Annotated in this window: 14 protein-coding genes and 10 tRNA genes; 21 read left to right on the forward strand and 3 right to left on the reverse strand. The window is 41.1% G+C overall.

Annotated elements, in window-relative coordinates; all coding sequences use genetic code 11:
- Positions 1-64: 64 nt before the first annotated feature.
- The 16 genes from lolB to QL986_RS14975 all read left to right on the forward strand — a co-directional run bounded on the left by lolB (position 65) and on the right by QL986_RS14975 (position 6,629).
- Positions 65-652 carry a lipoprotein insertase outer membrane protein LolB gene (gene lolB / locus QL986_RS14900; RefSeq protein WP_029610017.1) on the forward strand — a complete coding sequence of 196 codons (588 nt, stop codon included), beginning with the start codon at positions 65-67 and terminating at the stop codon, positions 650-652.
- A gap of 2 nt (positions 653-654) precedes the next feature.
- Entirely contained in the window at positions 655-1,512 is an 858-nt protein-coding gene (gene ispE, locus QL986_RS14905) for a 4-(cytidine 5'-diphospho)-2-C-methyl-D-erythritol kinase (protein ID WP_016900433.1), read from the forward strand.
- An 86-nt stretch (positions 1,513-1,598) separates the two neighbouring features.
- Complete coding sequence (locus tag QL986_RS14910) at positions 1,599-2,546, forward strand: ribose-phosphate pyrophosphokinase (protein ID WP_008115168.1); 948 nt, start codon at positions 1,599-1,601, stop codon at positions 2,544-2,546.
- A 149-nt stretch (positions 2,547-2,695) separates the two neighbouring features.
- A complete protein-coding gene (locus tag QL986_RS14915; RefSeq protein ID WP_013465331.1) occupies positions 2,696-3,310 on the forward strand; it encodes a 50S ribosomal protein L25/general stress protein Ctc in 615 nt (204 codons plus the stop codon).
- A gap of 18 nt (positions 3,311-3,328) precedes the next feature.
- Positions 3,329-3,913, forward strand: coding sequence for an aminoacyl-tRNA hydrolase (gene pth, locus QL986_RS14920; RefSeq protein WP_016900436.1), 585 nt, complete (start codon positions 3,329-3,331; stop codon positions 3,911-3,913).
- 53 nt (positions 3,914-3,966) lie between these two features.
- Positions 3,967-5,058: a redox-regulated ATPase YchF gene (gene ychF / locus QL986_RS14925; RefSeq protein WP_008467970.1), complete on the forward strand. Its 1,092-nt coding sequence runs from the start codon at positions 3,967-3,969 to the stop codon at positions 5,056-5,058.
- Positions 5,059-5,380: 322 nt separating this feature from the next.
- Positions 5,381-5,457: transfer RNA gene (locus tag QL986_RS14930), tRNA-Met, on the forward strand.
- Positions 5,458-5,526: 69 nt separating this feature from the next.
- A tRNA-Leu gene (locus QL986_RS14935) sits at positions 5,527-5,611 on the forward strand.
- Positions 5,612-5,649: 38 nt separating this feature from the next.
- Positions 5,650-5,724: transfer RNA gene (locus QL986_RS14940), tRNA-Gln, on the forward strand.
- Between the two features lie 5 nt (positions 5,725-5,729).
- Positions 5,730-5,806: transfer RNA gene (locus QL986_RS14945), tRNA-Met, on the forward strand.
- Between the two features lie 95 nt (positions 5,807-5,901).
- Positions 5,902-5,986, forward strand: a tRNA-Leu gene (locus QL986_RS14950).
- 41 nt (positions 5,987-6,027) lie between these two features.
- Positions 6,028-6,102 (forward strand) — tRNA-Gln (locus QL986_RS14955).
- 64 nt (positions 6,103-6,166) lie between these two features.
- Positions 6,167-6,251, forward strand: a tRNA-Leu gene (locus QL986_RS14960).
- 40 nt (positions 6,252-6,291) lie between these two features.
- A tRNA-Gln gene (locus QL986_RS14965) sits at positions 6,292-6,366 on the forward strand.
- Positions 6,367-6,430: 64 nt separating this feature from the next.
- A tRNA-Leu gene (locus tag QL986_RS14970) sits at positions 6,431-6,515 on the forward strand.
- Positions 6,516-6,554: 39 nt separating this feature from the next.
- A tRNA-Gln gene (locus tag QL986_RS14975) sits at positions 6,555-6,629 on the forward strand.
- A gap of 156 nt (positions 6,630-6,785) precedes the next feature.
- Here QL986_RS14975 and QL986_RS14980 read toward each other — a convergent pair.
- Positions 6,786-7,967 (reverse strand): FAD-dependent oxidoreductase, encoded by a 1,182-nt coding sequence (locus QL986_RS14980; RefSeq protein WP_029750353.1) that lies wholly within the window; start codon positions 7,965-7,967, stop codon positions 6,786-6,788.
- A gap of 257 nt (positions 7,968-8,224) precedes the next feature.
- Here QL986_RS14980 and miaB point away from each other — a divergent pair, with 257 nt between their 5' ends.
- Genes miaB through lnt form a run of 5 tightly spaced genes read left to right on the forward strand, consistent with a single transcriptional unit; the run spans position 8,225 to position 13,684 of the window.
- Positions 8,225-9,670 (forward strand): tRNA (N6-isopentenyl adenosine(37)-C2)-methylthiotransferase MiaB, encoded by a 1,446-nt coding sequence (miaB, locus tag QL986_RS14985; protein WP_010388336.1) that lies wholly within the window; start codon positions 8,225-8,227, stop codon positions 9,668-9,670.
- Between the two features lie 54 nt (positions 9,671-9,724).
- Entirely contained in the window at positions 9,725-10,783 is a 1,059-nt protein-coding gene (locus tag QL986_RS14990) for a PhoH family protein (protein ID WP_024601601.1), read from the forward strand.
- Between the two features lie 4 nt (positions 10,784-10,787).
- Positions 10,788-11,246, forward strand: coding sequence for an rRNA maturation RNase YbeY (gene ybeY / locus QL986_RS14995; protein ID WP_010388332.1), 459 nt, complete (start codon positions 10,788-10,790; stop codon positions 11,244-11,246).
- Between the two features lie 22 nt (positions 11,247-11,268).
- The gene (gene corC / locus QL986_RS15000; RefSeq protein WP_290191681.1) at positions 11,269-12,153 is read left to right on the forward strand and encodes a CNNM family magnesium/cobalt transport protein CorC; all 885 of its coding nucleotides are present in this window, start codon (positions 11,269-11,271) and stop codon (positions 12,151-12,153) included.
- The gene (lnt, locus tag QL986_RS15005) at positions 12,134-13,684 is read left to right on the forward strand and encodes an apolipoprotein N-acyltransferase (RefSeq protein WP_024601600.1); all 1,551 of its coding nucleotides are present in this window, start codon (positions 12,134-12,136) and stop codon (positions 13,682-13,684) included. Before corC ends, lnt begins: the two co-directional genes overlap by 20 nt.
- A gap of 67 nt (positions 13,685-13,751) precedes the next feature.
- Here lnt and QL986_RS15010 read toward each other — a convergent pair whose 3' ends face one another.
- A complete protein-coding gene (locus tag QL986_RS15010) occupies positions 13,752-14,243 on the reverse strand; it encodes a hypothetical protein (RefSeq protein WP_024601599.1) in 492 nt (163 codons plus the stop codon).
- A gap of 52 nt (positions 14,244-14,295) precedes the next feature.
- Entirely contained in the window at positions 14,296-15,147 is an 852-nt protein-coding gene (locus tag QL986_RS15015) for an alpha/beta hydrolase-fold protein (RefSeq protein WP_024601598.1), read from the reverse strand.
- Positions 15,148-15,159: the final 12 nt, after the last annotated feature.

A 15,159-nucleotide genomic window follows, 5' to 3' on the forward strand; every position in this document is an offset into this window, starting at 1 on the left:
GCCCTACTACATAGGCGGCAATTTTATCAAAAATCTCAGGAATATGGAAAGTAAGGAACAACATTTGACTCGACAATATTTGATTTTAACACTGCTATTTGTATTTTTAACCGGCTGCGCAAGTAAAAACAATTACAAAACAGAGCCTTACGAAGACTGGAAGTTACGCCTTGGCGAGCAAAAAACTTGGCAAGTAGACGGTAAACTTGCGTTTATTAGCCCAGATGAGCGCCAATCTGCCAACTTAAATTGGCAACAAACACAAAATAGTAATTATTTAGTGTTAACCACGTTTATTGGCACACGGATTTTATCGCTTAAACAAACCGCAGTCGGCGCCGAATTAATCTTTGATGACCAACCGTATTTTGATAGTAACGCCAGTGCACTTTTACAACGTTTAACAGGGTTTACTTTACCGGTTAATAACGCAGGCCCATGGTTAAAAGCTACCATTGACGATCACACCTTAGAAATTGATCAATTAGGGCGTGCTAAAAGCGTGTTATGGTTTGATGATAATGGTAAAAAGTGGCAAATAAGTTACACAAGTTACGTCCAAAAATACGGTTTTTGGTTACCGAATGCTTTAACCTTAACCCATGAAAAGATTAAAATTAAAATCAAACTCTATGACTGGCAGTTTAACTAACTATGCATACTCACACTGAATTTTCGCTGATTGCCCCAGCTAAGCTTAATTTATTTTTACACATTAATGGCCGCCGTGATGATGGTTACCATGAATTAGAAACTTTATTTACGTTTTTAGACTATGGTGACGAGCTCCATTTTAAACTAAGCACGGATACTCATATTAGCATTAGCGGCGACACCAATGGCATTGCGCTAACCGACAATTTGATTTACAAAGCGGCGTTATTATTACAAACCCACTGTAAAGTAGATAAGGGAGCAAAAATAAATTTAACTAAACGCTTACCCATGGGGGGAGGTGTTGGAGGCGGTTCATCCGATGCCGCATCAACACTTTTAGCCCTTAATACGCTTTGGAATACAGCCCTATCTTTAGATGAACTGGCTGATTTAGGCCTGAAACTCGGTGCTGATGTGCCTGTGTTCATTAAAGGTAAAAGTGCCATAGCACATGGCATTGGCGAGCAATTAGAGTACCTAGAACTGCCGCCGAAGTGGTATTGTGTTGTCTTCCCAAATCAACATGTCAGCACAGCACAAATATTTACTCACCCTGATTTAAAACGTGATACGCCAAAACTTTCTGGCGACTGGCAACAGCAAATTTTAACCAACGATTGTGAGCCTTTAGTGAAAAAGCTGTGCCCCGAGGTTGAAAAAACCCTGCAGTGGTTGCTAAAATACGCTCCATCAAAGATGACCGGAACAGGTTCATGTTGTTTTGTTGAATTTGCTAGCCAAGTTCAAGCACAAGATGTACTTGCTAACCTCCCCCATACTTGGCAGGGTTTTATCGCATCCAGCGTTAGTACCTCTCCTGCTCATACGGAGTTAGCCGCCATCATTGATAAATGAAGTAACGTACAAGTAATCATAAGTTAACCTACTTTGTTCACTCAATGTAAGTTAGTCCAAAAATTCAGTGCCTGAGGAACCCTACCGTGCCTGACATGAAGCTCTTCGCTGGTAACGCAACACCTGACCTAGCTCAAAAAGTTGCAAAACGTTTATATATTGAATTAGGCGATGCTGTTGTTGGCCGTTTTAGTGACGGTGAGATCAGTGTTCAAATTAATGAAAATGTTCGTGGCTCGGATGTTTTTATCTTGCAATCAACCTGCGCCCCTACTAACGATAACCTGATGGAACTTATCGTTATGGTTGATGCGTTACGCCGTGCATCTGCCGGTCGTATCACTGCTGTTATCCCTTATTTTGGTTATGCTCGTCAAGATCGTCGCGTACGTTCTGCCCGTGTACCAATTACAGCTAAAGTGGTTGCGGATTTCTTATCAAGTGTAGGTGTTGACCGCGTTCTTACGGTTGATTTACACGCTGAGCAAATCCAAGGCTTCTTTGATGTACCAGTGGATAACGTATTTGGTAGCCCTGTACTATTAGAAGATATGAAAAACCGCGACTTTGATGACGTGGTTGTTGTATCACCTGATATTGGTGGCGTGGTGCGTGCCCGTGCAATTGCAAAACTATTAAACGATACCGACTTAGCAATTATCGATAAACGTCGCCCTCAAGCTAACGTTTCTCAAGTAATGCACATTATTGGTGACGTTGAAGGCCGCGATTGTATTATTGTTGATGACATGATTGATACCGGTGGTACATTGTGTAAAGCCGCTGAAGCCCTTAAAGAGCATGGCGCTAAACGTGTATTTGCTTACGCTACTCACCCTATTCTTTCTGGTACAGCTGCAGAAAACTTACGTAACTCTGTGATTGACGAAGTGATTGTAACTGACTCAATTCCACTGTCTGACGAACTAAAAGCGCTTGATATTGTTAAAGTATTAACGCTTGCAGATATGTTAGCAGAGACTATTCGTCGCATTAGCAACGAAGAATCTATCTCGGCAATGTTTGAACACTAAAGTTAAACATTAATGAGTATAAAAGCGCCTTTTGGCGCTTTTTTTGTAAGCGATGTTTATTTTATAAACCCGCAGTGGTATGATAGCGCGCCTTTTGGCTAGGGACCTTGGTCGCAAAGGCCCTAACACTTTTAATTATTGGAGACATCATGTCTAACACAACTTATACTTATGACGCTGAACTTCGCGTAGAAACTGGTACTGGTGCGAGCCGCCGCCTACGTCGCGAAGACAAAGTGCCGGCAATCCTTTATGGAGCTGATAAAGAAGCGGTATCGCTTACTTTTGCTCATAAAGATATGATCAAAGCACAAGAAGACGAAGGCTTTTACACTCACATCCTTACATTAAATGTAGGTGGCGAGAAAGTTGAAGCAATCTTAAAAGATATCCAACGTCACCCTTTCAAGCCTAAGCTTACTCACCTTGATTTCCAACGTGTAGACGCAACTCATAAACTAGTAACTAAGGTTCCTTTACACTTCATCGGTGAAGAGAAAGTAACTAAGTTAGGTGCAACTGTTGTTCACCAGTTAACTGAAGTTGAGATTTCTTGTCTTCCTAAGTCACTTCCAGAATTCATCGAAGTAGACGTATCTGATCTTGTTGCTGGTGATTCAATCCACCTTACAGATCTTGCGTTCCCTAAAGGTGTTCAATCTGTTGAGCTTGGTAAAGGCGAAGGCCACGATCAGTCTATCGTTACTATCAAAGCTAACAAAGCAGCTCCAACTGAAGACGACGCTTCAGACGCTGCAGAATAATATTTAAGGTCTCGCACCTTGAATTCTATTCAAATGCTTGTGGGCCTGGCTAATCCAGGCCCCGAATACGCAAATACACGCCACAACGCAGGTGCTTGGTTCATTCAAGAACTCGCTGCACGCTACAACTGCACGCTAAAAAACGACCCTAAATATCACGGCCTTACTGGCAAAGTGATTATTCAAGGCAAAGAATTCAAATTACTGATCCCCACCACTTACATGAACTTAAGTGGCAAAGCGGTGAGTAGTTTAGCCAATTTTTTTAAAATCCCCGTGGAAGACATACTTGTTGCCCATGATGAATTGGATTTAGACCCGGGCGTTGCTAAATTAAAAAAAGGCGGCGGACATGGCGGTCATAATGGCTTAAAAGACATTATTGCAAAAATGGCAAATCAAAAAGACTTTATGCGCCTACGCATAGGTGTAGGTCATCCAGGACATCGCGAAATGGTCACCGGTTGGGTGCTTGGTAAAGCAGCCAAGGACGATCAAGAAAAAATGGATGCCGCAGTTGATGAAGCAGTTCGTTGTATGGAAATACTTGCTAAAGACGGTGTGTTAAAAGCACAAAACAGACTACATTCGTTTAAACCCTAATTTTTGGGTATACGGTCGCACGTATTAAACGAATCTAAACAAGGTATCTTACTATGGGTTTTAAATGTGGCATCGTTGGCTTGCCTAATGTTGGTAAATCAACACTTTTCAATGCATTGACTAAAGCGGGTATTGAAGCCGCTAACTTTCCTTTTTGTACCATTGAACCTAATACAGGTGTGGTACCGGTGCCAGATCCTCGCCTAGACGAGCTTGCTAAAATTGTTAACCCACAACGTATTCTTACAACCAGTATGGAATTTGTGGATATTGCAGGTTTAGTTAAAGGTGCATCGAAAGGTGAAGGCCTAGGCAATCAGTTTTTAGCAAATATCCGTGAAACAGATGCGATTGGTCATGTAGTTCGTTGTTTTGAAGATGAAAACGTTATTCACGTTGCTGGTACTATCGACCCTGCTGACGATATTGACGTGATCAACACTGAGCTAGTACTTGCTGATATGGACAGTGCCGATAAAGCAATGTTCCGTAATGCAAAAAAAGCAAAAGGTGGCGATAAAGACGCTAAAGAGCAAAATGCGGTACTTGAAAAAGTAAAAGTGCATCTTGATGAAGGCTTAACTTTACGTTCTTTAGCGCTAACAAAAGAAGAAAAAGCAGCCATTGCGCCTATTAACTTCTTAACTATTAAGCCAACTATGTATATTGCTAACGTGGCTGAAGACGGATTTGAAAATAACCCATTGCTAGATCGTGTCCGTGAAATAGCGGCTGCTGAAGATGCGGTTGTTGTGCCTGTGTGTGCAGCTATCGAATCTGAGCTATCTGAGCTTGACGAAGAAGACAAATTAGAGTTTATGGCTGACCTTGGTCTTGAAGAGCCAGGACTTAACCTTGTTATTCGTGGTGGCTATGAGCTACTACATTTGCAAACTTACTTTACTGCGGGTGTAAAAGAAGTACGTGCATGGACTATCCCAGTGGGTGCAACAGCGCCACAAGCAGCGGGTAAAATTCATACCGACTTTGAACGTGGCTTTATCCGCGCACAAACAATTGCTTTTGATGACTTTATTGCATTTAAAGGTGAAAGCGGTGCAAAAGAAGCAGGTAAAATGCGCCAAGAAGGGAAAGAGTACATTGTTAAAGATGGCGATGTAATGAACTTCTTGTTCAACGTATAATTAAACATTGCACCACGTTAAGTGGCTCATTGTTTTTTAAAGGCTCGTTTTTACGGGCCTTTTTATTTTTCAGCCGAATAAAAGTAATAATTAGTCTACCCTTACTATAGGCTTAGAATTGTAAGGCAAAGCCAAAATTACAATACAAAGCTCACAAAGAGTGTTAAAAAAGCAACGTTTTAATTAAAAAGTAGCCGGTTAGCCTATTTTTCCTGCAAACAAACCAACTTAAGTGTTTTTTTGCAAAAAAGGTGTTGACGAATTTGGGGCATATCAGCATAATACGCCCCGCACTCAGCGATGAAGTGTTAACAAAAAAGATGGCTAAGTAGCTCAGCTGGTTAGAGCACATCACTCATAATGATGGGGTCACAGGTTCAAATCCCGTCTTAGCCACCATTTATTTTTTGTTGCTCAATGAAGAGTTTAAAATAACTACCATTTCTTTGATTAATTCAAAGTGATAATGCGGGAGTGGCGGAATTGGTAGACGCGCTGGATTTAGGTTCCAGTATCTTAGGATGTGAGAGTTCAAGTCTCTCCTTCCGCACCATATTCTTGATAAGAATTAAAACTATCAATTGTTATTGTTGGGATATCGCCAAGCGGTAAGGCACCAGGTTTTGATCCTGGCATTCCCAGGTTCAAATCCTGGTATCCCAGCCAACAATGGCTAAGTAGCTCAGCTGGTTAGAGCACATCACTCATAATGATGGGGTCACAGGTTCAAATCCCGTCTTAGCCACCATTTCTTTTTTAGAAGTGGCTCTGCAAGAGTTAAATTGCAGCTCAATGAAGAGTTTAAAATAACTACCATTTCTTTGATTAATTCAAAGTTATAATGCGGGAGTGGCGGAATTGGTAGACGCGCTGGATTTAGGTTCCAGTATCTTAGGATGTGAGAGTTCAAGTCTCTCCTTCCGCACCATATTCTTTGATAAGAATTAAAATTATCAGCAATTTCTTAGTTGGGATATCGCCAAGCGGTAAGGCACCAGGTTTTGATCCTGGCATTCCCAGGTTCAAATCCTGGTATCCCAGCCAACTTCTTCTACCAAAGAACGTTGTATAAGAAAACTCTGTTAAGAGTATAAATATAAGCCTGTATGCGGGAGTGGCGGAATTGGTAGACGCGCTGGATTTAGGTTCCAGTATCTTAGGATGTGAGAGTTCAAGTCTCTCCTTCCGCACCACATTCTTGATAAGAATTAAAATTATCAGCAATTTCTTAGTTGGGATATCGCCAAGCGGTAAGGCACCAGGTTTTGATCCTGGCATTCCCAGGTTCAAATCCTGGTATCCCAGCCAACTTCTTCTACCAAAGAGCGTTGTATAAGAAAACTCTGTTAAGAGTATAAATATAAGCCTGTATGCGGGAGTGGCGGAATTGGTAGACGCGCTGGATTTAGGTTCCAGTATCTTAGGATGTGAGAGTTCAAGTCTCTCCTTCCGCACCATGTTCTTAACTAGAACTAAAACTCATCCAAATTTAGAGTTGGGATATCGCCAAGCGGTAAGGCACCAGGTTTTGATCCTGGCATTCCCAGGTTCAAATCCTGGTATCCCAGCCAATTTGCACACGTCTTTGATTACACTTCACGATCTATCCTAAACTCCAATTATCTAACTTATATATTTAATTCTGTTTCTACCTTTATAATCTACACCACTTTTTCTTGGGCATAAAAAAAGACCCAAATTTGAGCCTTTTAATAACTATAAGTATTTTAACTAAGCTCACCGCTTATTGCGTATTTCAGCACCCAGTTTTTTACCGGCCCTGTATTATTAGCTAACTTTAAAAATGTGCTGCGCGCCCATTTTAATGGGGCTATTTGATTTGAGAAACCAAAGTAGCAAGCATCCATCATACTCATCATTAATAAATTAGCGTTACGACGACTACGCTCGTATTCTTTAAGCATTAGCGGGCACCCTACATCATCAGCTGTACGTAACACTTCAGCTAAAGCAGCTACATCTTGAAAGCCTAAATTAACACCCTGTCCTGCCAGAGGATTAATGGTGTGCGCCGCATCACCCACTAAAACGAGTCTGCCTTGTGAATAATTATTGGCATGCTGCCTTGCCAGAGGAAATATAGCATGGCTTTGTACTTCAAAATCACCAGCAAGCTTTGGAAACTTTTCAATAATATGGGCTTTTAATTCGCTAGGTTGTAGGGCTTTAAATGCTTTGAGGGTATTTGCATCGTCATACCAAATTAAATTTGCATAAGGTGCTTTCATAGGTAAAAACGCAACAGGCCCTGTAGGTGTAAACTGCTGCCATGTTTTAACTTGTTGCGGTGCATCGAGCTTTATTAGCACGCCCATACAATGCTGCTGATATTGCCAACCAGTTATACCAATATTGGCTTTGCTGCGTAATTGTGATTGGCCACCATCCGCTGCAATGACTAAATCAGCAGTATAGCTTTGTTCGTTGTAGTGCAAGCTAATGCTGTCAGGGTTTTGCTCTATTGCCGTTAAAGCCGATGAAGGATTAATCATTTCAATATTATGTTGCACAAATTGCTGCCATAAACTGGCTTGAATTAGCTTATTTTCGATTAAATGACCTAAATGGGTGGTATTAATAGCATGACAATCAAATAATAAATGATCGTTACCTCGTTCAAAGGTCTCTAATTGTTCATAGGGAGCCAATCTATTTGCTCGCAGTAATGGCATCGCACCGAGCTGATCAAGCAATTTTTCCGAAAAGCGATTAATAGCCGAAACACGTATATCAACGTCATCACTGTTAAGTACCTGTGGTGCATCTATTGGGTGTTTTTCAATAACACGTACGGCTTTGCCTTGTTGCGCTAATTTAATAGCCATAGCGGCACCAACCATGCCGCCCCCTACTACAATTACATTATTTTTAGCCATGTTTTTCATCATTTTAATTCTGACTTAACTCTGCTTAGATTATATCGTAATTAGTTTGCTCAGTGTGAGCGCTTCGCTTAATTCTATTATTAAACCCATACTATATTGATTTCAGATCACAAACATGAAATCTATACTTGGTTTTGAGCGTGTATCCAGCTAAAATACGCGTCCTTTAAGTCGAGCGAAATTTTAATAATTCCGCCACTTATACCTGTTTCTAGCACATATTTGTGCCACTATCGAATTGAACACGAGGCTATATTTCAATGAGCAAAAAGCTGCATATTAAAACCTGGGGTTGTCAGATGAACGAATACGACTCTCAGAAAATGGCTGATCTTCTAGATGCTACCAACGGCTATCAGCTAACTGAAGAAGCTGCTGATGCTGATGTTATCTTACTTAACACCTGTTCAATTCGTGAAAAAGCGCAAGAAAAAGTATTTCACCAACTAGGTCGTTGGAAGTTATTAAAAGATGACAAACCAGACCTTATTATTGGTGTAGGCGGCTGTGTTGCATCACAAGAAGGTGATTCAATTCGCCAACGTGCTCCGTTTGTAGATGTTATTTTTGGTCCACAAACTTTGCACCGTTTACCTGAGATGATTAAACAAGTACAAGGCGATAAAGGTTCATCTGTAGTTGATATTTCATTCCCTGAGATTGAAAAATTTGACCGCTTACCTGAGCCTAAAGCGGAAGGTCCTTCTGCGTTTGTATCAATTATGGAAGGTTGTTCTAAATATTGTACTTTCTGTGTTGTGCCTTACACCCGTGGTGAAGAAGTAAGCCGCCCTGTTGATGATGTATTATTAGAAGTTGCACAGTTAGCCGAGCAAGGCGTACGTGAAGTTAACCTATTAGGTCAAAACGTAAATGCATACCGTGGTGATACACACGATGGTGAAATTTGCTATTTCTCAGATCTAATTCGTTTAGTGGCTGCAATTGACGGGATTGACCGTATTCGTTACACCACCTCACACCCTGTAGAGTTTACACCAGACATTATTGATGCGTACGCTGATGTGCCTGAACTGGTTGATCACTTACACCTTCCAGTACAAAGTGGTTCAGACCGTGTTTTAAACTTAATGAAACGCGGCCATACTGCTCTTGAGTACAAATCAACAATTCGTAAGCTACGTAAAATTCGCCCTAACCTAAGCATGTCGTCAGATTTCATCATAGGTTTCCCAGGTGAAAGCAAGGCCGATTTTGAAGCTACCATGAACCTTATCAACGATATTGGTTTTGATATGAGCTTTAGCTTTATTTACAGCGCACGCCCAGGTACACCAGCAGCCGATTTGCCAGATGACGTAACCGAGCAAGAGAAAAAAGAACGCCTGTACTTATTGCAAAATCGTATTACGCAAATGGCACAGCAAATTAGCCGCCAAATGTTTGATACTGAGCAACGTATTTTAGTTGAAGGTCCTTCTAAGAAGAACCCGATGGAACTACGTGGCCGAACTGAAAACAACCGTGTAGTTAACTTTGTTGGCCCACACACAGTGATCGGTCAGTTTGTTGATGTACGTATTACCGAGGCACTACCAAACTCTTTACGTGGCGATTTAATTCGTACAGAATCAGAAATGAACTTACGCCGCGAAATTGCGCCTTCTGCTATTTTAACTAAAGCAGCGAGTGAGCAAAAAACCGAGACAGCTAACGAAATTGGCGTCGCTACTTTCGTACCTTAGTTGCAAAAATTCATTGCGCCAGTTAACGCTGGCGCACTGTAATAGGAAGTAATTTTGAGTAATCAGTTAAAAACATTAGAGATTTATTTAGAACCTGCCGACAACAAACGCCTTTCTTCATTATGTGGCCCGTTTGACGAAAACATCAAACAAATTGAACGCCGTCTAGGTGTTGAAATTATTCATCGTGATAACTTTTTTAAAGTAACCGGTAAACTACACAGTAGCGCCGGCGCGGTAGAGATCTTAAAAAACCTTTATATTGATACTCAACCTGTACGTGGGGAAATTGGCGAAATTGAGCCTGACAACGTACATTTAGCCATCACTGAGTCTAAAGCGCTTGAGCAAGACACCTCTAGTAGCGCCTATGGCAAAGAAATGATGATTAAAACCCGTCGTGGCGTTATTAAACCGCGAAACGATAACCAAGGCTTGTATGTTGCTAACATTTTGCACCACGACATTACCTTTGGTATTGGCCCTGCAGGTACAGGTAAAACCTATCTTGCTGTTGCAGCGGCAGTTGATGCACTAGAGCGCCAAGAAATACGCCGTATATTGCTCACTCGCCCTGCGGTTGAAGCGGGTGAAAAACTCGGCTTTTTACCAGGTGACTTAAGCCAAAAAATAGACCCTTACTTACGTCCACTTTACGATGCCTTATTTGAAATGCTTGGCTTTGAGCGTGTTGAAAAACTAATTGAAAAAAACATCATTGAAATTGCGCCATTGGCTTACATGCGTGGGCGCACACTCAATGATGCGTTTATTATTTTAGATGAAAGCCAAAATACCACCACAGAGCAAATGAAAATGTTCTTAACCCGTATTGGTTTTAATTCTAAAGCAGTGATCACCGGCGATATAACCCAAGTTGATTTACCTCGGGGTGCGCGCTCAGGTCTTCGCCATGCTATTGAAGTATTAGATGGCGTTGATGAAATTAGCTTTAATTTTTTCAAATCGCACGATGTAGTTCGCCACCCTGTAGTTGCACGCATTGTAGAAGCGTATGAGCGCAACGATGAGCGTGAACGCCTTAAGCGATTAGAGAAACAACAAGCCAAAGAAGCGCTCGCCGCTCAAGAGCAACCTGCGACTAAAGAGTAACACCGTGAAAACAGAACTTGATTTACAAATAGCGTGTGAGTTTGACAACTTACCTAGCCTCGAGCAGTTTGCCATGTGGGCCGATAAAGTGCTTAGCCAATACCGCGATGAGTCTGAGCTGACTATTGTTATTAGCGATGAAGAACAGTCGCAACAGCTCAATAATGACTACCGCGGTAAAAATAAGCCTACCAACGTATTATCGTTTGAATTTGAAGCGCCACCGGGTATTGATATCCCACTTGTGGGTGACTTAATTATTTGTCCAGCCATCGTTTTGGCTGAGGCGCAAGAGCAAGAAAAGTCATTTCATGACCACTTTGCCCATATGGTTATTCATGGATGCTTGCATTTACTTGGATTTGACCATATAAAGAGTGAAGATGCGTTAGAGATGGAAAGTATAGAAAAGCAATTACTTGCTGAACTAAACATAGCAGACCCATACCGGGACGATATTTAAATAAACGGAGCAATTAGACGTAATGAGCGACGATAACTCGCAATCTAGCCAGGGTTCTTCTGGCAGGACTTGGCTGGGCCGTATAACCCACATGTTGCAAGGGGAACCCCAGAATAGAGAAGAGCTGGTTGAGGTGATTGCCGATGCCCAAGAGCGGGATGTAATCGATCCTGAAACCAAAGAAATGATTGAAGGTGTGCTTGGTGTGTCTGAGCTTAAAGTGCGAGATATTATGATACCGCGCTCACAAATGGTCACTTTGGAAATTGATAGCCCGCTTGAAGAGCATATACCTATGATGGTTGACTCTACCCACTCTCGTTTTCCGGTTGTGTGTGAAGATAAAGACCATGTAGAAGGGATTTTACTCGCAAAAGACTTATTACCTCTCATTTTAAACAAAGATGAGCATTTACCATCGCTACGTGACTATTTACGTCCAGCTATGGTGGTGCCTGAAAGTAAACGGGTTGATACTCTGCTTAACGAGTTTCGTCTGCAACGCTACCATATGGCGATTGTGATTGATGAGTACGGCGGCGTATCTGGTTTGGTCACCATTGAAGATATTCTTGAGATCATTGTTGGCGAAATCGAAGATGAGCACGATGAAGAAGAAGAACAACAAGATATTCGTCAACTAGCTAAACATGTTTACGTTGTGCAAGCACTAACCCCTGTAGATGACTTTAACGAGCATTTTAAATCAGGCTATAGTTCGCAAGACGCCGATACTATTGGTGGTACCGTATTACATGCCTTTGGCCATATGCCGAGTCGTGGCGAAACCATTGATATAGACGGATTTCAGTTTAAAGTAACTAATTCTGATAACCGTCGTATATTACAACTGCAAGTCACCATTCCTAAGGCTGATGATAACGACAGTGAAGAAACTGCTAACTAGCCTCACCCTACTAGCAAAAGATAAAAAAGCATGGCTCGCACTGGTTGCGGGCCTTGTTTTGACTTTTAGCTACGCGCCTTTTGGTATTTGGCCAATTGTATTTTTTAGCTTGGCCGCATTTTTTTATTGTATCCCTGCAAACCTCACCGGAAAAAACCACGCTAAAACGGCGGCTAAATATGGCTTTATATTTGGTCTAGGCTGGTTTGGTGCAGGCATTAGCTGGGTGCATGTATCTATTGCCACCTTTGGTGGTATGCCACTTATCGCTTCCATTTCGTTAATGGTATTACTGTGCAGCTACCTTGCATTATTTCCTGCGTTGGCGCTGTGGGCAACCACTCGTTTTTCAAACGGCTCTATAAGTTTTGCAGCGCTACTACTCCCTTGTTTTGCGATTAGTGAGTATTTGCGAGCCAAGCTGTTAACCGGTTTTCCTTGGTTAAGCTTTGGTTATACACAAACCGACAGTCCACTGAATGCCCTTGCTCCTTTTATTGGTGAATTTGGACTCACGCTATTATGTATTGCCATTGGTTTTGCATTGTACAGCTTAACCCAAAAACAATATAAAGTGCCTGCTATTACCGCTGCTGTGGTTGTTTTAGCTTTCGTAGGTGCACATTTTACAAAGGCACCCCATTACTCCAATAAAGACCTTTCTGTGCTGCTTGTACAAGGTAATATAAAACAACACTTGCGCTTTGACCCCAGTGAGTTTTGGACCACCATGAGTAAGTATCAGGATATGACGCGCCGTCAGTGGGATGCTGATTTAATTGTGTGGCCTGAAGCCGCAGTCCCTGAAATAGAAGCCCTCGCTGATTCATATTTAGCAGGCTTAGACAGTGCCGCCTCATTTAATAAAACCGCGCTAGTAACGGGTATTGTCGATTACCAACGCGATACAAGAACCATTTTTAATACACTTATTGTGGTCGGTAACAAAGAGCAAAATGATGAACACGGCCACTATCGTTACTTAGATAGTAACCGCTATCAAAAGCATCAGTTATTGCCTATTGGAGAATTTGTTCCTTTTGAAGACATACTCCGCCCCATAGCGCCGTTATTTGATTTGCCTATGTCGTCGTTCTCTCGCGGTGATAGAGTGCAAAATAACTTACGCGCGAATGGCTTTAATCTACTGCCCGCTATTTGCTATGAAATAGTCTTTGCCGATTTAGTGCGGGGTAACTACAAAAGCGACTCTGATTTACTATTTACCGTAAGCAACGATGCCTGGTTTGGTGATTCAATCGGCCCCCACCAGCATATGCAAATTGCCCGCATGCGCGCCCTTGAACTACAGCGCCCATTGGTACGTGTTACCAACAACGGCATAAGCGGTGTATATGACCCCATAAGCCAAACACGCCAAACTATGCCACAGTTTGAAGCTACTACTCTCAAAGCCAATATAAAGCTCATACAAGGGGATAGCGTGTATAGCCAATACGGCAATATGGTTGTGTGGGGAGTAATGGTGTTGTTGGGTATGATTGGATTTGGGGTTAGGTTTAGCAAGTGAATGGAGTTGATAGCTGTCGGTTGTCAGCTATCAGTATATAAATACAACCCCAATAATTTAGTAAGATTTAAACATCAGGGTAATTTTTTATCCATTGATCAGTACACCCTCTTTCAAGATAAATTGAGATTGTTTTCTTTAAAAGACGACTTGTCATGTCCATTAATGCAGTTGTTCCCCCAGTAATTGCATTTTTCTCATAAATATAGCGACTTTCAATAAAGGTATGTCGATATCTTTCAATCAGTATCAATGAAAGGTCGCTTGAAAATTTATGCTTAATTGAAGTTGGTAACGCATTAAATAGATACACCAAATCATGTGCATTTTCTTTTTTATTAAGAACCTTAGCGTTAAATTGATATTTTTCGTTTATTAATCCATCATTGCTTACTACTTTGCAGTTAAAGCTTTTAAGTAATATCTCCAAAGCTAATGCTGCATTAGCTATCGAAATACTAATTGAATGACTCCACATAAGCTCTGATGCCTTCAAATATAGATATGATGTTTCAATCATATGAGGAGCTAAAACCCAATCATAGCTGTCATCGTTCATAGCCTTTCCTTAAAAATAATCTAAATATTTTTATTCTTATAAAACTAGGTTTCTAGTTACTTAATAATTCTTTAATCCCATAATACCAACTAAGTGCGGCGACTGTGCCATGGGTTTCATCTTCAAAATAACGTTGATTTATAACTAAATTATCGCTCGGGTGCGCTTTTAACTTTTTAGCAAACGCTAAACCCCATTGGTAATTTGTTTTACCAATTTCGCCAAACGCTTCGACATTATTTGCAAAGGTAAAATACACATTGCCGTTAAGCTGCTTATTTATAAATTGGTTATCATTAAAATAACGATTGAGGTAGTTATTATCCCACAGATAGGTTGCATCAATAATTAAGTAATCAGTAAATAGCGCATGGTTGGTAAGCAATACATAGCTGGCAAATAAGCCACCGAAAGACTCGCCAATTAATACGCGTTTAGTTGATGTCCGGTAATTTTTATTAATGAGTGGAATAAGTTCTTTTTCAAAAAAGGCGCTGTAGTTTAAGGCGTTGCCGATATTTTCAAATCTTTCTAGGAGTTTACCGTTAAATGTCCAATCAACATTGGTTGGGGTAAAGTCACGCTCTCTTATCGCATTTTTACTATTAGGAATGGCTACTATAATTGCTTGCTGTATTTGCTGCTCTAGCCGGTCCGTACTAAGTGTCTCTACTAGCCCAGCTACGGCTTTTAGATGTGTTTGGTCACCATCGAGCAAGTAAATAACTGGATATACTTTATTAGGGTTTTCATTATAGCTTGGCGGTAAATAAACGCTAAAGCTGCGTTGCTCACCTAAAATAACAGACGTAAGCTGATGCGTTTTTGCGAACACAATATTTTCTGACGCATACGAAACCATAATAAAATACAGATTAATAAATACAATTAATAAAGCTTTCATAACCATCCTTGT

Origin of the sequence: Pseudoalteromonas sp. APC 3250, assembly GCF_030407915.1 — a bacterium.
Classification (GTDB): domain Bacteria; phylum Pseudomonadota; class Gammaproteobacteria; order Enterobacterales; family Alteromonadaceae; genus Pseudoalteromonas; species Pseudoalteromonas tetraodonis.